This window comes from Roseivirga sp., from assembly GCF_965216855.1.
Lineage (GTDB): Bacteria > Bacteroidota > Bacteroidia > Cytophagales > Cyclobacteriaceae > Roseivirga.
On record NZ_OZ244204.1, the window covers coordinates 597,136 to 615,032 of the forward strand.

Below are 17,897 nucleotides of genomic sequence, written 5' to 3' on the forward strand. Positions count from 1 at the left end.
TTTACCGCTTATTCAAATCTTAGGGATTCAATAGGATCCATGGCAGAAGCTCTTTTAGCCGGGATATACCCCGAAATCACTCCAACAACCACGCAAATAATCAATCCTACTGTAATCCATACCCATGGAATTACGAAGGCTCCACCCAGGAATTTGGCCATCATGTTCCCTACAATAATTCCTAATATGGCTCCGGCAATTCCTCCCATTTGACAGATTACAATAGATTCCACCAGGAACTGTGTGAGGATTTTCTTAGGTGTGGCACCAAGGGCTTTTCTAATACCTATTTCTCTGGTTCGCTCTGTTACGGTTACCATCATAATGTTCATCAAACCGATAGCGGCACCAAGCAATGTAACAGCTCCAATACCAAAACCACCCATTCTCAAGCCATTAGTCATGTTATCCAGCGCCTCTGTAACAGAATCACTCCTTACCACTTCAAAAGACTCTTCTTCACCAATAGCATCACCTCTGATCTGTCTCATCAAACCAGTGGCTTCACCCATGGCATAATCGATATCTTCAGGATTCGGGATCATGGTGGTAATATTGAACCTCATTGAACCTCGTCTGTCAAGGCGTTTAGCGTTCAACAAAGGAATTACAATATTTCTATCCTCTTCGGTATCTCCACCAAAGCCTCCTTTTTCTTCCAGTACACCAATAACTCTATAATTATTACCGTAGAATTTAACGGTCTTGTTGAGTGGGTCTTCGCTATCTTCGAAAAGGGCCTTAACCACTTCTGTCCCCAAAATACAGACGTAATTACCATACTGAATTTCCAAAGAAGAGAAGTTCCTGCCACTTTCAATATTCACCCCTTTTATAGCGAAGTAATTTTCGTCACCCCCTGTGATTGAAATATTAGGGTTGGTCTTTTTGTCATCATACTTGATTTCGGCAGAGCCAGATGCTCTGGTGTAGATGGTTGTGGTTGAAGGAAACTCGTACATCTCCTTAAACCTGATAGCCTCTGGGTATTTAATTGGCTCGTAAGAACGTTCTCTCCTACCATTCTGGTTTCTTCTTCCTGAGAATCTGGAATTCACATCGAAGCTATTGGCACCAAGGTTAGACAAACTGGAATCAATTTCACTCCTAATCCCATCTACCGCTGTAAGCATCCCAACCAGTGAGGTGATACCGATGGCAATGATCAATCCTGTAAGGATCGTTCGAAGCACATTGGCCTTAATGGAGTTGATTCCTTCTGAAATATTCTGTTTTAAATTCATAATATGCTTAGAGTCAGACCTGGTTATAAATGTAATAGACCACTAATCAAGTTTTAGCAACTAATACGTAAATTGAACGATTCCACAGCTAAACGGTTTAATATCTTGTTCGCTATGAAGAAATTCATTTTCACGTTAATATTCGCTCTTTTTTCATTTTCAGTACTCGCCAACAAGATCCTGGTTCCAATGGATGAAAGCCAGGCCAACCATTTAAAAGCTTATGGTATTGCTTACTGGGTTCTTAATCAAGACGAAGCAATTGACTGGATGTTAAATTACAAAGGAGGAAGTTTTTTATTACCTGCCAGAACGGGTATAGAAAATGAGCTGGTAATCCGCGGGGTAAGCTATCAGGTAATCTCTGATGCAGATGCCAGAAGGCTGGAACAACTACTTTCTTCTCCCTCTTCTAATATGGACATGATGAAGTTGGAAACCGCTCCAAAAATCGCTGTCTATTCCCCTAAGAGTAAAATGCCCTGGGATGATGCGGTGACCCTTGCATTGACCTATGCAGAAATTCCTTACGATGTGGTTTATGATGATGAACTGATGAATGACGAGCTCACCACTTATGACTGGCTCCACCTTCACCATGAAGATTTTACCGGTCAGTATGGTAAGTTTTATCAGTCTTTCAGAAATTACAGCTGGTATATACAACAGCAAAAAGATTACGAGGAATCGGCCAAGAAGCATGGCTTTGCTAAAGTATCAGAGCTCAAGTTAGCTATCGTCAAGAAGATTCAAGGCTTTGTTGCCGGAGGAGGTTTCCTCTTCGCTATGTGTTCTGCAACAGATTCATTTGATATTGCCTTAGCCGCCAATGGTGTAGACTTCATTGAGGCCATGTATGATGGTGACCCTTCAGAACCGGGAGCACAATCCAAGTTCAACTTTAGTGAAACGCTGGCTTTCGAAGATTTTAAGGTACGTATGGACCCAATGGAATATGAGTTTTCTGACATTGACAATACGGAAGCAAGGAGACAAAGATCGCTGAATGAAGGCAATGACTATTTTAAACTCTTTCAGTTTTCTGCCAAATGGGACCCTGTACCTACCATGCTGACTCAGAACCATACCAACCTGATCAAAGGGTTTTATGGTCAAACCACCTCATTTAAGAAAAGGGTGGTCAAACCTGACGTAGTTGTCATGGGTGAAACTACGGCAGCGAATGAAGACAAGTACATTCATGGAGTGTATGGCAATGGTTTCTGGACATTCTATGGCGGCCATGACCCTGAAGACTATCAACACAGAGTTGGAGAAGAGCCTACAGATCTGAACCTTTACCCTAATTCTCCCGGCTACAGATTAATACTCAATAATATTCTGTTCCCGGCTGCCAAGAAGAAAAAGCGAAAAACTTAAGCTATGAGGTCAAAGGCTTTCTAAAAAGTTTTTAGGTAGAGCTTTGGACAGGGGCAACATTAATTGTCTTCATCTTCCCGAATGCCTTCCTCGTTATTCTTACGATCCCTTCGCCTTTCCTTTCTAGGCTTGTCTTCTTTCTCCTTATCTCCACCCTTTTTAAATAGCCCGAAGATGCCTTTCTTTTTAGTCGTATCTGAGGCCACTGTATCTGGTTTGATGGCAGCCAGTTCTGAGCTATCGATAGGTGCCGGAGGGTCTGGAAGTCTCAGGAAGTAATCGCGGTAACGCTTGTTATATTCTTCCTGCTCGGTGTTAAAACCGCCCCTTAATAGAGGAGCATGTTGTGCCTGGAGTGCAGGTGGCACTGCATAATATTTTTGCATCAGTCGGTCATACCTTGAAGTATCTCCCCTGTTCACTATACTTTTCACAATACTGTCATGTTCAGTACTATTGAAATGAATAAGTTCTACTTCCTGATTCTCCAGCTTGTAGAAAGGTTTTCTTTTAGTGATTCGGTCGAAGAGATAAGGATTTTCCAGTACCGGCTTTTCAGGTCCTGTAAACAACTTCACCCAAAGCTTTTCCTTTGCTCTGTTCTCATAGACAAACCCAGCTTTTTCCAGTGAATGAGTCCTTCCTCTTTGTACTCTGAAGCCTTTTCCTTTGGTTCCTCTGATGAACTTCTCCATCAGGCTGTCACCTTCATCTGCACGGTATTTATAACCATACGGTCTTTTAGGCACTGTATCGCCATCGACAACAGTAAAGAGAGAGTATAAGTCTTTTTGATAGTTTTCGTCCAGGACCATAGCAGATTGGTATGCGGGGCAAAACATTTGCATACCACAAGAGCTCAACAGGCATGTAGCCAAAAGGCATATGATAGTTGTCCTAGCCATTTATTCATTCCCCAGAGGGAGGTAATTTAAAAAGTTTTAGTCAAAGTGATATACATCGAATACTTAGATGCAGTTCCCTCAACCTTTCTTGCGCATTATTTATCTCTGTTAATCAATTAACTCAAATAACAGTTATTCCTTGTAAGTTTAAGTGTAAATGAAGCAGTTCGATTATATCATAGCCGGAGCGGGAGCAGCTGGATTAACTCTGGCCTGGTTGCTGACGGGATTCGAAGATAAGGAAAAAACTGTATTAATTGTCGATAAGGACTCAAAAAGCACAAATGACCGCACCTGGTGCTTTTGGGAAAAGGGTGAGAACCTGCTGGAAGAACTGGTCTTTAAGACCTGGGCAAAGGCGACCGTAAAGACTTCTGACTGGGAAGAGCAATACACTCTTGCCCCCTATCAATACAAAATGATCAGAGCCATAGATTTCTATGAGTTTATGAAACAGGCCCTTCAATTGCCGCAAGTCACCTGGGTTGAAGAAGAAATTGTATCCATCAGTCATGATGGAATTGTAAAGACCAACGCTACCGAGTATCAGGGAAGCTATGTATTCGATAGTACCCTCGACCTGAATGCCCTCAGGAATAGCAAGTCTACTACCATACTTCAGCATTTCTCCGGGCAGGTCATTCATACCCCGAAGCGTCTCTTCGATTCTGAGACAGCCACCTATATGGACTTCTCTATTGATCAGGAAGGTGATTGCAGGTTTGGCTATGTCTTACCTTTTGACTCGCAAACTGCTTTAGTGGAGTACACCTTATTCAATGATCAGCTGCTGACTGAGGAAGCTTATGCAGAAAGGCTGCGCAACTACATTCAACACTTAGGAATAGAATCTTATGAGGTAAAGGAAGAAGAATACGGCATTATTCCCATGACCGACTTCCCTTTTAAAACCAAAGTGAGTAACAAGGTTTTCAACATTGGCATCAAGGGTGGATTTGCAAAAGCCTCCACAGGTTACTCTTTCCTCAGGAGTCAGAAAGCTATGCAGAAGATGGCTGAGAATATCCAATCAGGTCTGCCCCCCAATCATAAACTACCTTATCAGTCACCAAGATTCAGGAAATACGATGCCACCTTGCTCACTGTATTGAATGGTGGTAAATACACAGGTGAGGACATTTTCGGCAAGCTCTTCCAGAAAAATGGCTTACACATCATGTTCCGCTTCTTAGATGAAGAAACTTCTCTTCAGGAAGAGCTCTCCATTATGTCCTCAACTCCTATTCTTGACTTCGGTAAAGCCTTTCTCCAAAAACTGATTAGTTAAGACTGCTGGTGAAGTCTAATTCACTTTCAGCCATATCAAGGTCTGCTGAAGCACCTTCAAAGAAGAACTCATCTTCACCAAAGGCAGGCTCCAGGTCATCCAGCCAGATGGCATCAGGATCATACTTGGCAAAGAAAGGTCTGCCTACCCAATCAGGATCACGTCCCTGAAGGAAGTTCAGCACAAATACTTTTTCACCATACACTTCCTGTATACCGACTACCTGCACCTTGCCCGGTGCCGCTGACATGCTGGGTCCTCTCACGGTTCTGGCAATACCGCTGACCTGATTATAAGCCTTTCGATAGATATTCCAGCACCTTTCAAGGTCTACTGCAAAATAGTCCTGCGCTCCGGTATCACGGGCAATGAACATGTAATAAGGAATGCAGCCGAGCTTCACCTGCTCCTTCCACATATTGGCCCAAAGCTGAGAGTCATCGTTGATGTACCTCATAATCGGTGCCTGGGTGCGGATTTGTGCTCCTGTATTTCTGATATTCTGAATGGCCTTTCTTACCGTTGGAGTAGACAGCTCAACCGGGTTGTTGAAATGCGCCATAAAAGTCAGATGCTTACCTGCTTTAGCTACCCTGTCGAATAACCTCAGGAATTTCTCCCATCCCTTATCTGCGGTGTATTTGTAAGGCCAGAAGGTCAATGACTTAGAACCTATCCTGATATTTCTCAGGTTAGGTAAATCGGCAGATAAAAGAGCATCGAGATACGTTTCGAACACTTCCGGAGCCATAATCATCGGATCGCCTCCGGTGATGAGTATATCAGTTATTTGCGGGTTGGCCTTAATGTACTCCACCACCAGATTAGTCTCGTTCATAGCGAACTTGAGGTCATCTATTCCTACGAACTGTGGCCAGCGAAAACAGAAAGTACAATAGGCATGGCAGGTCTGTCCCTTTCTTGGAAAGAACAGCATGGTCTCATTATACTTATGCTGAACACCCGTCAGCTTTGTTCCATTGACTTCCGGTACATTACTGGATTGTTGTCCGGCCGGGTGAGGATTGAGCTCCATTCTAATGTCATTCACAACCTCACGCATTTCATACTTATCCTTTCCGCTCTTTACCAATGGTAACAGGCGTTCGAAATGTTCCGGAGAAAGCATTCCCTTTTGAGGGAAGGTAAGTTGAAACATGGGGTCATTCTCAACATCGCTCCAGTCGATCAATTCGTCCAGAACGTAATTATTCACTTTAAAGGGTAGTACACTACCAACTACGCGGATATTGAGTTTTTGCTCTTCAGTGAGGTAATTATACTGAGGCATTTTATGAAAGCTGTGCAAGGCATACGCCTTGTAATCTTTATTGGCCATAGACAAGTCCTTTTAACATTCAACATGAAGACTAGAGGTTACAAAGAACAAGGCCATGATACGGCAACACCTCGAGTTAGCCTTCGAAACAGCGCGAAACTAATAAAATAAGCGCGACACACCAGTTCGAATCAGGTTTTCTGTTTATTATCATTGAGAAAATGCTATTGCCAACAAGGCTGAATCGCTGACAATCAGCGATTAGATTTGACCAAAAGATTTTAACATTTCTACTCTATCTTAGCCCAATGCTTTCAGCGCTTAGTGTCTTAGACTTGTTCATTGTTGCCATGGCCGCCTTTATTCTGGGGATCTCTAAATCCGGGGTTAAAGGAATCAGCATTATCATTGTTGCCCTGATGGTGTTGGTTTTTGAAGCCAAGGCCTCCACCGGTATATTATTACCCATGCTTATTGTGGGCGATATTTTCGCGGTGATCTATTACAATCGCCATGCACAGTGGAAATATCTGATCCGCCTGATGCCCTTTATGATGGCAGGGGTAATTGTTGGCACGCTGGTGGGTGATGACATGCCAGAATATGTCTTCAGAAAAAGCATGGCTGTTGTCATTTTCATCTCAGTGCTGGTTATGTTTTGGTGGGATCAGCGAAAATCTAAGAAAGTACCACAACACATCTCATTTGCCGGTATCATGGGCCTTACAGCCGGGTTCACTACCATGGTGGGCAATCTGGCGGGTTCTTTTGCCAATATTTTCTTTCTGGCTATGCGTTTACCTAAAGACGCTTTTATCGGCACTACTGCCTGGTTATTCCTGATCATTAATCTGTTCAAGGTCCCCTTTCACGTATTTAGTTGGGGTACCATTTCGTGGGCCACTCTACAGGTTAGCCTGCTCTTTATCCCTGCTATTTTTCTGGGCCTGTTTGTTGGTATAAGAATATTGAAAAGGGTTAATGACCAGTTATTCAGAAAGTTCATCCTTTTCATGACGGGGCTGGGTGCAATACTTATTTTCTTTACCTAGTTTTACAGAGAATTTTTCATCTGAGGCATCCAACAATGCAGTTAAATCCGTAGTTAAGGAGCCATAATATTGAAGTAATGGAGCAGAAAGACTGGATAGAAAGAGAACTTCAACCTTACACAGACCAACTAAAAAATCACGAATTATATCAAAAGCTTTCGGGCATCGAAGATATCCAAACCTTCATGGAGCATCATGTCTATGCGGTTTGGGATTTTATGTCTCTTTTGAAGGCTTTACAAATTGAATTGACGTGTACCACCATTCCGTGGACCCCGAAGTACAATCCTTCTCTTACCCGTTTCATCAATGAAATTGTCCTGGAAGAAGAAAGCGATGTAGATGAGGAAGGCCAATACATGAGTCATTTTGAGATGTATCTCAATGCCATGGATCAGGTGAAAGCCAGCACACTAAAGGTTTCTCAATTTGTTGAGTTGGTTAGATCAGGTAATAACCTGGCCGAAATAAACGACAAACTACAACTGAATGATGCCGTTGTCCGATTCCTCAGATTTACCTTCGATGTAATTGAAAGTGGCAAACCTCATTTGATAGCCTCAGCTTTTACCTTCGGTAGAGAAGACCTGATTCCTGATATGTTTTTCGAGATTGTCAAATCTGCTGAAGAGAGGGATCAGTCAGCCTCTTACAGCAAACTGACTTACTATCTTAAAAGACACATTGAACTGGACGGTGACGATCATGGCCCACTGGCTTTGAAGATGATTGCAGAGCTTTGTGGTGAAGATGAGCAAAAGTGGAATGAGGTAATTGCCATAGCCAAAGACGCCCTGAGAGTACGCATTGCTTTATGGGATGCTATTGCAGATGACATCAGCCAGGCCAAAGAAAAGATGGCTGAGGTGATTTAAACCATCTCTGACCTTTTCACTGTCCTCTAAATGAATATCACACCCCCGAGTCAATTGATTTTGATTCACCTGCTTTCCATTTTGAGTGAAACAGAAGAGGTGCTAATGATCAGGCGTTGTCTTGTCCTCCCCCTACCCCCTCCAAAGGGGGATAACTAAGTCCGATGCAGACGTGGTTTACACGAATGTCCTCCGCTGGCGTAGGTGTCCGAAGGACGGAGGTGGACATTCCTATTTACTCACTCCAAAAAACGGTGAGCATGACCGCCTCGGTACCGTCTTTGCGAGAAATGAAACCTGTGATAACAAGGTTTCATGACGAAGCAATCTCTCTGTAGAAACATTGCAGGCTCTTTCCCGTGGCCCCTAAAGGGGTAGTGTTGTACTGTCTTGTCCTGAAATAGGTTTACACCAACCTATTAAGAGAAAATGGACAAAAACAAGATTAGGCATGGAGGCTCAATTTCATGGATAGAGCGTGAGGAAATGATTAAGGAGTACCTTTCAGGAGATTTGAGTAAAGCAGAGATATGGAAGAAGTACACCGGCCAAGATGAAGAACACGGTCAGTTATTGAACTGGATGCGAAAGTTAGGTTATGTTGAAGATGCTGTGTCAAGACAACAAATACTGTTACCTTCATTTGGACAACCTATGGGCACATTGAACAAACCTACAGACGATAAAGACCCAGCAGAACTTCAGCGTAAGATCAAGGAACTTGAAAAGCAGCTAGAAATGGCCAAACTCAAGGCCGAAGGCTATGAGTTGATGATCGACATTGCAGAAAAGGAGCTAAAAATACCGATTAGAAAAAAGTCAGGCACCAAGTAATTACCACCTTAAAGGAAAGGCATCAACGCATTGCTCTGGGGCGTTTATGCTTGTTATTTGGTGTGACCAGGCAATCATACTATCAGCACTACTGGTTTTGGGAAGAGAAGACCTTTGAACAGGAGCTTGTTGTCAAGCAGGTAATGCAGATCCGAAAACGGCACCCATGTATAGGAACCAGAAAGTTATACCAACTCCTAGAACCATTTATGCTTGATCATCAGATTAAAATGGGTAGAGATGCCCTTTTCGATCTATTAGCGGCCAATAGCCTATTGGTGAGAAGAAGGAAAAACAGAATGCGTACTACCAACTCTTTTCACTGGCTTCGCAAGTATCCAAACCTGATTAAGGAGTTCGCCCCATTATCGGTAAACCAACTTTGGGTAAGCGACATCACCTACTGGAAAACCTCCATAGGATATCTGTATATCAGTTTTATTACCGATGCATACTCACATAAGATAGTAGGCTTTAGGGTAGATAAAACTCTGGAAGCAGCAGCATCGGTCAAAGCACTGAAGATGGCAATTCGGGAAGCAACAGGTTCTCTAAATGGCCTCATACATCACTCAGATAGAGGGTTGCAATATTGCAGCGGTGAGTATGTCAAGGTTCTGAAAAGACACAAGGTTAAAATCAGCATGACAGAAAACGGAGACCCAAAACAGAATGCTGTAGCTGAGAGGATTAACGGAATCATAAAAGGGGAATACTTAGAAAACTACCAAGTCAACAGCCTTAAACAAGCAAGAAAACTACTTAGGCAAACCATAAGGCTTTATAACAGTGAAAGGCCTCATATGAGTATTAACAATAGGATCCCTTCAGAGATACACCAGTCAAAGAACATAGAAGTATTAAGAAAGTGGAAGAACTATTACCCAAATAACAAACCAACTGTAAACCAATATCAGGATTAACTATTATTGTATTATCATTAGAAAACTATAAGTCAAATCTGTAAACTTATTTTAGGACGAGTCATACGGTTAAAAGCCCCACCCTTTTATCCCTCCCCAACGGAGAGGGACAACACATTCTGCATGAACCAATAGTAGTACTCCTAGACATATTCCTCTAGGTAGAATAATATGAAGCCGTAAGAGCATCCATCGTCTTTGCGAGAAATGAAACCTGTGATAACAAGGTTTCATGACGAAGCAATCTGTCTAGATATACGGTACAGAGTTTTCTCCCCTGGCCCCTAAAGGGGTATCACAGCGCCAGGTCGTTTGATTCTGATTCGTCTTTCTTCCATCTTGAGTAAAAAGAAAGATCTTTTGAACGAGATAGAGTAAAAAGATTACTTCTAAGCTGACGATAGAAAAGACATTCACTAACCGTTTGCCAAGGTGTTTATACCTTGGCAGGTTTGTCAACAAAAATCTAAACAATGATCATTGTATTGCGATGACAAAAGAAGTTTGCTCACAGCTAAGCACGTGAAACAAGATAGGGAGTCGCTGCCTTGATAATAACTTTCTCTATTTCTTTGCCAAACCTTAGAAAGCTTATTGCATTGATGACTCCGACTAGGAGCAATAACAACAAAAAATATTCTACATGATCGGTTCCTCTTGTCCCCTGAAATACAATTATAGTCATGAGATAAGTACATAAGGGTATAAAAGACACTAACAGAAACATCACAATAGGTAGATAGCTTAAGAATACTTTTCCTCGAATCTCTACCCTGCCATTGTCCAATAATTTAACATGACCTATGAATTGAGGGGTCTGTAGTTTCCAAGAAGACCTGCTGGCCTTTATTATTCCATTATGATCTATTGTTGCCGCGAAGCCTTTCTTCCAAGAAAATGGAGATTTTACTAAACTAGAAAGTTCGCGAATAATAGCTGTTTTCAATTCAATAAATTGATCTGGGCTGACTTTGTTAGTTGTTAATTCTACGCTCTGAATGGTAATGGACATTCCTTTGTGCAGTTTCTACGGATCAATTATCTCAACAAAAAACAATTTATTAAGTGTCTTTCCTGGAATTCTGACCAAAATATCAGCTTTTCGATTCGACCTTTTTAATGGATAGATATCGCAGTCAAAATAAAAGTCATAAAAACTATGTGTTCCTTTTCTCCTCTTTCATAAGCCAAAAGCTCACTTAAATTATCGTCCTTTTTATTGGGTCCAACACTATACAGAACATAATCGATTATTTCGCCATCCACACGAATTGGGAAGTACTTATAATTCTCATCGCTATATGGGTCCTTAATCCAAGATTCAAAAAATTCAACCCAAGATTCATTATAGCCAGATTCTGGGCTACGAACAAAATCAATTAGATCTTCAAGATTATTGGGGAAAAGATTATTTCTGATTTGATAGTCTCTAAAAAAGCTGCTTAAAGTCCCCGAAGCCATATGTCCGTCAATAATCTCGCATGGTGTTGCTCTCGGCATTTTTCTGCTCAGACTAGTACAAGTCGATAGATTTATTAATATTAGAACAATAGCCGGGAAACAAAATACCTTCCTCATGATTATTCATCAAAACTACTCACTTCTTACTTCTGGTTCCGTACCAGCCAGGTACAACCCAACATTAGAAATAGTAGGAACAGCCTTGGCATCGGTAATCCTGATTTGCACCCAATCGGTAGTGATATCATCTAGCCTTAAAAGTCTTTTATAGCCTATCGTAGTTTGAGTGTCCACCTGCACATACTCCTCTCCTGCCTTCACCCATACCTCGAATGACTTCACACGCTGACCTAAAGCAATATACTCCTGCAGCATCAGCCTGTTGAAAGTAATCGGTTCATCAAAGCTGAGGGTAAGATTGGCCTGAACCACACCATCCGGTGCTGACCAATAGGTATCGTTGGAGGCATCATTGATCTGACTTGCCTGAAATCCTGTCCCGCGTTCTGCACTGGCAGAAGCTTCAGCCTTCAATGCCAGGTTGGTTTCAAAGGTTTGATCCAGGGTCTTCCGCAACTCCATCAAAGCAGCAACATCATTTTCATGAACAAGCCCCCTTCTATCTACCGGAAGATTCAGCAGCAGGTTAGCATTTCGTCCCACTGACTTATAATAGATATCGAGTAAATGGCTAAGGCTTTTCACCTGATCATCTTCTTTGGCGTGATAATACCAACCCGGACGAATAGAAACATCGGCCTCAGCAGGCACCCAGTATTTGCCATCTTCATGACCATATTGTGATTCCTGATAAGGCCCCACACCAGGAGCAAACTGCTCTTTCCTGAAGCTCGACCAGTTGGTTTCTCCGGCAAATCCGTTCTCATTACCCACCCAACGGGTACCCGGACCTCCATCACTGAAAATGATAATTCCAGGCTGAAGTGATTTCACCAAAGCGAAAGTGCTATCCCAGTCATAGTAAGTGGTGCGATCAACATTGCGGGTCTCATTGGCCCCACCATAGTAACCATCGCCACCATTGGCTCCATCAACCCAAAACTCGAAGATATCTCCATAATTGCTCAGTAACTCTTTCACCTGGTTTCTGTAATAGGTCACATATTCGGGCTGGCCATATTGTGGATGATTTCTATCCCATGGAGATAGATAAATACCCATTTTCAAACCGTATTCCTTACAGGCTTCAGCCAGTTCTGCCACAACATCACCCTCACCATTTTTCCATGGACTATTCTTTACAGAATGCTCAGAATAGGCTGTTGGCCAAAGACTGAAACCATCATGATGTTTGGCTGTCAGTATAATACCCTTCATACCTGCTTCTTTGGCCACTCTGGCCCACTGGCGGGTATCCAGCTCGGTGGGATTGAAACTACTGGCTGGTTCATCTCCATAGCCCCACTCCATATCTGTAAAGGTGTTCATGTTGAAATGGACAAAGGCATAGTATTCCATCTCCTGCCAGGCCAGCTGCTCAGGAGCTGGTAATGGCTCAACAGGTGCAGGTGGCGTTGCCTTCTTAGAACAGCTAAAGACCAGGCTTAACAGAATCAGACTTAGTATATATTGTTTCATTTCTTAATTTTTCAATTCTACTTCATTTTGGGTTACCCAATGGCCATTTATGCCCTTTTATGCCCCTGCCAGAAAGAGACATAAGATGAAACTCGCAGGCAGATTCCCTTCTGCCCGGGAATGACGGAACCATTGAATCTTCTAATTCCCCAACTTCACCTCTTCCTTCACCTCAAAAGTGGCTCTTAAACCATCTACCGAGTTACCGCCTACCTGAACACGGAACTGACCAGCTTCAACTACCCGGTTCATCTCCCTGTTCCATAATGCCAGGTCTTCAGGCTGAAGTTTAAAAGTGAGGGTTCGGCTTTCTCCTGCCGCCAGCATAATTCTCTCAAACGCCTTTAATGCCTTCACCGGAGTAGTCACAGAACTGTAGACATCAGTCACATAGACCTGTACAACTTCTTCTCCGGCAACATCACCTGCATTGGTTACTGTAACACTCACTTCAGCATAACCATTGACAGTGGTTTGAACCTTCAACTCGCTGTATTCAAAAGTGGTATAGCTAAGACCATAGCCAAAGGGATAGAGTGGTGTGATTTTTTCATCAACATAGCGATGGTTTCTTGTAGGCTTAGCGCTGTAATACATGGGGCTTTGTCCAATATTTCGGGGGAAGGTTACCGGTAGCTTACCACCTGGATTGTGATCACCAAACAAGGTCTGCGCAACAGCCAATCCACCCTTTTCACCCGGAAACCAGGCATCTATGATGGCTGGCACTTTCTGCTGTAAACCAGTAATACTCAAAGGACGACCATTATACACCACCGCTACAACAGGAGTACCCGTGGCCAATACCTGGTTTAAGAAGTCTTCCTGCAGTCCATACAAATCCAGACTAGTAACGTCTTTGTTCTCTTCAACCAGTTCAGGTGATTCACCCAAAACGACCACAGCCACATCCGAACTTTTAGCCAGTTCGAGGGCTTTGCTGTAATCTGGCTTCTCCTTATTCCATAGCAGGAAAGCCTTAGCTCCATAGCCGCCTTCCCACATATCTAATACAATGCGATATCGCTGGCCGGCCTTAAAACTCATAGGAGCCGTTTCAATATTGGTCGCCCCTTTTCGCCAGTTATCAATTACCATCTGGCCATCGACTTCCAGTCTTACGCCATCGTCAGAGCTGACACCAATCCATCCTTCAAAATCTATATCCGGTACAATGAAGCCTTCCCAACGGATAGAAAAATGATCAGCATTAACACCCTCTCCCGGTGAAGCCTCCCATTGAAAGCCTACCTGATTATCAATTCGGGTAAGCACTGGCTCACCTTCCAGGTTTCTGTTGTTGTAAAATGTGGCCTTCAGTCCTTGCTGTGATTGATCTGGTGTGAGCAGATTGACAGAGGGTACGGTCTGACCTTTGTAAATCAGCGGAATTCCCTCCTCATACACCACATTGGCCGAAGCCCCTAAATGCCGCTGAATTCCTTCTAATACTGTTACGGCTTTGGCTCCACGAACGGAATAACCTCCCAAAACGGATTCATTGGCTAGAGGCCCTAAAACAGCAATCTGGTTTAGATTTTTATCTAAAGGCAGCAAATTTCCTTCATTCTTTAAGAGCACCATAGACTTCAATGCAGCTTCTAAAGCCACCTGCTGATTAGCAGCAGTGTGATGGTTCTGTTCTATCAATGCTTGCGTAGTGTAAGGGTTTTCGAATAACCCGAGCATAAATTTCAGGCGTAACACCCCGGAAACAGCTCTATCTATATAAGCCTCATCCATTTCACCACTTTGAACCAGGTCAATCAGTGTTTCCTGATATTGCTCGTTAGGGAAGTCATAGAACTGCATATCTACACCCGCCTCTATCGCTGCTTTGATGGAAGCTCTGGGTGAATCAGTCGAACGGTGACTGGTTTGAAGAAAGCGGATAGCACCAAGATCGGAAACCACAATGCCTTTGAATCCCCACTCATCTCTTAAAACCTCTGTCAGCAAATGCTGATTAGAAGCCATCGGCACACCATCTACCTCTGAATAGGCAGCCATGGTTCCGAGGGCTCCTCCTTCTTGAAATGCTTTTCTGAATACAGGTAAGAAGTCCGAACGTACGGAACGTTCACCGTAGAGAATAGGTCCCGCATTACCTCCTGCTTCCGGAGAACCATGTACAGCAAAATGTTTAGGTTCTGCAATCATGGCAGTATTGGCAGTCAGATCATCTCCCTGAATCCCCTGAATCAAGGCTGTTCCCAGTGTAGCCGCCAGATGAGTATCTTCTCCAAAGGTCTCAGCAATTCGACCCCAGCGTGGTTCTCTACCCAGGTCAAGGTTAGGTCCAAGGCCAAAGTGCACGCCATGCGCACGACCCTCTTTGCCAATTACCTGCCCAACTCTTTTCATTAAATCGGTATCCCAGGTAGCACCAAGTCCCATATTCATGGGGAATGCGGTACTTCCTTCACCGGTATACCCATGTAAAAATTCACAGAAGATAATGGCCGGAACTCCCCAACGGTTATGCTCTATGATATATCGTTGTAAGTCGTTGATAGTCCCGGCATCCTTCGGATACAGGTCGTGGATAGAACCAACCCCGAGTCCATCTCCAAAGCGATCCGTCACTGCATCGAGGTTCAGCACCTCATTGGTCTTGAGCTCTGAACCATTATACATATCCATTTGGCGCACCTTTTCTTCCAGACTCATGCGGAGTAAGAGATCAGTAACACGCTCTTCTACAGGTAGTTCAGCATTTTGATAAGGATATTGTTGAGCATAACTCAGCGAAGTCAGCAGGCAGCAGATAGAGAATAGAAAGGTCTTTCGAAGCATAGCGAATTTAAAAACAGGCTGAATCTACACTTTCTTAACTAAACAGTAAAGGCAGAATGCGCCAGTGGATTATTGATTGTGGGTCTTACACTTAATCGTTAACTTCCTCGACCTTAAACCAAAATACTATGAAATTACTTAAACCACTCTTTTTGAGCGCCTTGCTGGCTTTAAGCATCAGCCATGCCCATGCGCAGGTGTCAAACAAGCTGGAAATGCTTGATATATTCAATCTGGAGTATGTTTCTGACCCCCAGATTTCACCCGATGGCTCAAAAGTCATTTATGTAAGGAACTTCAAGGACATTATGACCGACAGAAACCTGTCGAATCTCTGGATCGTGAACTTTGACGGCACACAGAACCGTCCCTTAACCACAGGCGAGCAAAGCGACCGCTCTCCGGTTTGGTCTCACGATGGTACCAAGCTGGCCTACCTTTCCAATAAATCAGGTAAAACTGAGCTTTACCTGCGCTGGATGGATACAGGCGATGAAATGGTTCTGGTGAATTCTGAAAAGACACCTTCCAACATCAGCTGGTCTCCAGACGATCGTTACCTGGCCTTCAATATGTTTGTGCCTGAAGCTAAGGCCTCTCCTATTAAGATGCCGGCCAAGCCGAAAGGAGCTACCTGGAATGCCCCTCCGAAATATGTAGATGAACTGGGCTGGCGCAGAGATGGCGTTGGCGAATTGCCAAGCGGACATCAGCAGTTATTTACCGTTCCTGTATCAGGTGGAACACCAAGACAGGTAACCGATACTCCTTACAATCATACTTCTCCTGAATGGAGCAAGGATGGAAAACTGCTTTACTTCAGCGCCAATATGAGAGCTGATGCAGAACTGGAAGTACAGGACTCGGACATCTACACTATCAACCTGACTAGTGGTGAACTTAAAAAACTCACCAACCGATATGGCCCTGATGGTAATCCAAGAATCTCACCTGATGGTAAAAAAATGGCTTATACAGGTTATGATGATGAGTACAAAGGCTATCAGATTTCGAAACTCTATGTTGCCAATGCCGATGGTAGTGGTTCAAAGCTGATTTCTGGTGACCTGGATAGAGATGTAAACTCTGTTACCTGGGCTGCAGATGGCAAAAGCCTTTACTTCCGCTATGTAGATAAAGGACATACTAAAATCGGTAACATCACCCTCAATGGTAAGGTAACCGAGATCACAGATGGTTTGGGTGGCGTTTCTATCTCAAGACCTTACACTTCTGGTGATTATAGCATCGCTGCCAATGGAAACTATGCATACACCTGGGCTGAAACACAAGAGCCTTCAGATTTGGGTGTTGGCAATGCGGGCAATAACCGCAGAGTAACTATGGTGAATGAAGACCTTTTCGATCATAAGAAACTGGGTAAGGTTGAAGAGATTTGGTACAAATCTTCTGCCGATGGACTTGATATTAATGGATGGATTGTAACGCCTCCCGATTTTGATCCGAATAAGAAATACCCACTTATTCTGGAAATTCATGGTGGGCCATTCTCCAGCTATGGTCATGTATTCTCAGGGGAAATTCAACTGATGGCAGCTGCCGGATACGTGGTGCTTTACACGAATCCACGAGGAAGTACCAGCTATGGCGCAGCATTCGGCAATGAAATCGACAAGAATTACCCTAGCCATGACTATGATGATCTGATGTCCGGTGTAGATGAAGTTATTTCGAGAGGCTATATCGATGAGAGCCAACTCTTTGTAACCGGTGGTTCAGGAGGTGGTGTACTTACTTCATGGATTGTTGGTAAGACAGACCGTTTCAAAGCAGCTGTTGTAGCTAAACCGGTTATTAACTGGTACAGCTGGTCACTGAATGCTGATATGTCGGCCTTTGCTACGCGTTATTGGTTCGAGAAGAAACCTTGGGAAGACCCTGAGACTTACATGAAGTATTCTCCTATCTCGCTGGTAGGCAACGTAACCACACCAACGATGCTCTTAACCGGAGAGGCAGACTTAAGAACTCCTATCCACGAATCGGAGCAATTCTATACTGCACTGAAGCTCAGAGGGGTAGAAACGGCCATGGTAAGAATACCGGGGGCCTTCCACGGCATTGCCGCGAAGCCAAGTAATTTGATTGCTAAAGTATCTTCCATCCTTACCTGGTTCGATAAGTACAGAACTGAGTCGGTTTCATTGGAAAGGAATAAATAGCTATTATTAGGTTGGGAAAAGGATGTCTTAAAAGGAAATAAACTTTTGAGACATCCTCTCTTCAACCAAAACACAAAA

14 protein-coding genes are annotated in these 17,897 nt (G+C 43.4%); 7 read left to right on the top strand and 7 right to left on the bottom strand.

The window, feature by feature from the left end:
- Positions 1-8 precede the first annotated feature (8 nt).
- Entirely contained in the window at positions 9-1,244 is a 1,236-nt protein-coding gene (locus ACOOEY_RS02660; protein WP_420387128.1) for an ABC transporter permease, read from the bottom strand.
- Positions 1,245-1,358: 114 nt separating this feature from the next.
- Between ACOOEY_RS02660 and ACOOEY_RS02665 the strand changes: the two genes are divergently transcribed.
- Positions 1,359-2,624, top strand: a complete 1,266-nt coding sequence (locus tag ACOOEY_RS02665) for an asparagine synthetase B (RefSeq protein WP_420387129.1) — start codon at positions 1,359-1,361, stop codon at positions 2,622-2,624.
- 59 nt (positions 2,625-2,683) lie between these two features.
- Here the strand turns inward: ACOOEY_RS02665 and ACOOEY_RS02670 are convergent, their stop codons facing one another.
- Positions 2,684-3,439 carry a hypothetical protein gene (locus tag ACOOEY_RS02670; RefSeq protein WP_420387130.1) on the bottom strand — a complete coding sequence of 252 codons (756 nt, stop codon included), beginning with the start codon at positions 3,437-3,439 and terminating at the stop codon, positions 2,684-2,686.
- A 247-nt stretch (positions 3,440-3,686) separates the two neighbouring features.
- On the opposite strand from ACOOEY_RS02670, the gene ACOOEY_RS02675 reads away from it, so the two are divergent.
- A complete protein-coding gene (locus ACOOEY_RS02675; RefSeq protein WP_420387131.1) occupies positions 3,687-4,817 on the top strand; it encodes a lycopene cyclase family protein in 1,131 nt (376 codons plus the stop codon).
- On the opposite strand, the gene ACOOEY_RS02680 is transcribed toward ACOOEY_RS02675, so the two are convergent.
- Positions 4,810-6,156, bottom strand: coding sequence for a KamA family radical SAM protein (locus tag ACOOEY_RS02680; protein ID WP_420387132.1), 1,347 nt, complete (start codon positions 6,154-6,156; stop codon positions 4,810-4,812). The two genes, ACOOEY_RS02675 and ACOOEY_RS02680, sit on opposite strands and share 8 nt — an antisense overlap.
- Before the next feature lie 248 nt (positions 6,157-6,404).
- Here ACOOEY_RS02680 and ACOOEY_RS02685 point away from each other — a divergent pair, with 248 nt between their 5' ends.
- From ACOOEY_RS02685 to ACOOEY_RS02700, 4 genes are all read left to right on the top strand, one after another.
- The gene (locus ACOOEY_RS02685) at positions 6,405-7,148 is read left to right on the top strand and encodes a sulfite exporter TauE/SafE family protein (protein ID WP_420387133.1); all 744 of its coding nucleotides are present in this window, start codon (positions 6,405-6,407) and stop codon (positions 7,146-7,148) included.
- A 77-nt stretch (positions 7,149-7,225) separates the two neighbouring features.
- Positions 7,226-8,023 (top strand): DUF3050 domain-containing protein, encoded by a 798-nt coding sequence (locus ACOOEY_RS02690; RefSeq protein ID WP_420387134.1) that lies wholly within the window; start codon positions 7,226-7,228, stop codon positions 8,021-8,023.
- Positions 8,024-8,452: 429 nt separating this feature from the next.
- Positions 8,453-8,857 carry a hypothetical protein gene (locus ACOOEY_RS02695; protein ID WP_420385706.1) on the top strand — a complete coding sequence of 135 codons (405 nt, stop codon included), beginning with the start codon at positions 8,453-8,455 and terminating at the stop codon, positions 8,855-8,857.
- Positions 8,857-9,780 (top strand): IS3 family transposase, encoded by a 924-nt coding sequence (locus tag ACOOEY_RS02700; RefSeq protein ID WP_420388627.1) that lies wholly within the window; start codon positions 8,857-8,859, stop codon positions 9,778-9,780. The genes ACOOEY_RS02695 and ACOOEY_RS02700 overlap by 1 nt, the downstream gene beginning before the upstream one ends.
- A gap of 514 nt (positions 9,781-10,294) precedes the next feature.
- On the opposite strand, the gene ACOOEY_RS02705 is transcribed toward ACOOEY_RS02700, so the two are convergent.
- The 4 genes from ACOOEY_RS02705 to ACOOEY_RS02720 all read right to left on the bottom strand — a co-directional run bounded on the left by ACOOEY_RS02705 (position 10,295) and on the right by ACOOEY_RS02720 (position 15,636).
- Complete coding sequence (locus tag ACOOEY_RS02705) at positions 10,295-10,792, bottom strand: hypothetical protein (protein ID WP_420387135.1); 498 nt, start codon at positions 10,790-10,792, stop codon at positions 10,295-10,297.
- Between the two features lie 104 nt (positions 10,793-10,896).
- The gene (locus ACOOEY_RS02710) at positions 10,897-11,280 is read right to left on the bottom strand and encodes a hypothetical protein (protein WP_420387136.1); all 384 of its coding nucleotides are present in this window, start codon (positions 11,278-11,280) and stop codon (positions 10,897-10,899) included.
- A gap of 93 nt (positions 11,281-11,373) precedes the next feature.
- A complete protein-coding gene (locus ACOOEY_RS02715) occupies positions 11,374-12,840 on the bottom strand; it encodes an alpha-L-fucosidase (protein ID WP_420387137.1) in 1,467 nt (488 codons plus the stop codon).
- 141 nt (positions 12,841-12,981) lie between these two features.
- Positions 12,982-15,636 carry a glycoside hydrolase family 3 N-terminal domain-containing protein gene (locus ACOOEY_RS02720; protein WP_420387138.1) on the bottom strand — a complete coding sequence of 885 codons (2,655 nt, stop codon included), beginning with the start codon at positions 15,634-15,636 and terminating at the stop codon, positions 12,982-12,984.
- Positions 15,637-15,764: 128 nt separating this feature from the next.
- Between ACOOEY_RS02720 and ACOOEY_RS02725 the strand changes: the two genes are divergently transcribed.
- Complete coding sequence (locus tag ACOOEY_RS02725) at positions 15,765-17,819, top strand: S9 family peptidase (protein WP_420387139.1); 2,055 nt, start codon at positions 15,765-15,767, stop codon at positions 17,817-17,819.
- The last annotated feature ends 78 nt before the right edge of the window (positions 17,820-17,897 follow it).

Excerpts from the sequence above, each read along its gene's own strand:
- ACOOEY_RS02705 (WP_420387135.1), bottom strand. The coding sequence starts at position 10,792 with ATGTCCATTACCATTCAGAGCGTAGAATTAACAACTAACAAAGTCAGC.
- ACOOEY_RS02710 (WP_420387136.1), bottom strand. The coding sequence starts at position 11,280 with ATGCCGAGAGCAACACCATGCGAGATTATTGACGGACATATGGCTTCG.
- ACOOEY_RS02680 (WP_420387132.1), bottom strand. The coding sequence starts at position 6,156 with ATGGCCAATAAAGATTACAAGGCGTATGCCTTGCACAGCTTTCATAAA.
- ACOOEY_RS02660 (WP_420387128.1), bottom strand. The coding sequence starts at position 1,244 with ATGAATTTAAAACAGAATATTTCAGAAGGAATCAACTCCATTAAGGCC.
- ACOOEY_RS02715 (WP_420387137.1), bottom strand. The coding sequence starts at position 12,840 with ATGAAACAATATATACTAAGTCTGATTCTGTTAAGCCTGGTCTTTAGC.
- ACOOEY_RS02690 (WP_420387134.1), top strand. The coding sequence starts at position 7,226 with ATGGAGCAGAAAGACTGGATAGAAAGAGAACTTCAACCTTACACAGAC.
- ACOOEY_RS02665 (WP_420387129.1), top strand. The coding sequence starts at position 1,359 with ATGAAGAAATTCATTTTCACGTTAATATTCGCTCTTTTTTCATTTTCA.
- ACOOEY_RS02720 (WP_420387138.1), bottom strand. The coding sequence starts at position 15,636 with ATGCTTCGAAAGACCTTTCTATTCTCTATCTGCTGCCTGCTGACTTCG.
- ACOOEY_RS02685 (WP_420387133.1), top strand. The coding sequence starts at position 6,405 with ATGCTTTCAGCGCTTAGTGTCTTAGACTTGTTCATTGTTGCCATGGCC.
- ACOOEY_RS02675 (WP_420387131.1), top strand. The coding sequence starts at position 3,687 with ATGAAGCAGTTCGATTATATCATAGCCGGAGCGGGAGCAGCTGGATTA.
- ACOOEY_RS02725 (WP_420387139.1), top strand. The coding sequence starts at position 15,765 with ATGAAATTACTTAAACCACTCTTTTTGAGCGCCTTGCTGGCTTTAAGC.
- ACOOEY_RS02695 (WP_420385706.1), top strand. The coding sequence starts at position 8,453 with ATGGACAAAAACAAGATTAGGCATGGAGGCTCAATTTCATGGATAGAG.
- ACOOEY_RS02670 (WP_420387130.1), bottom strand. The coding sequence starts at position 3,439 with ATGGTCCTGGACGAAAACTATCAAAAAGACTTATACTCTCTCTTTACT.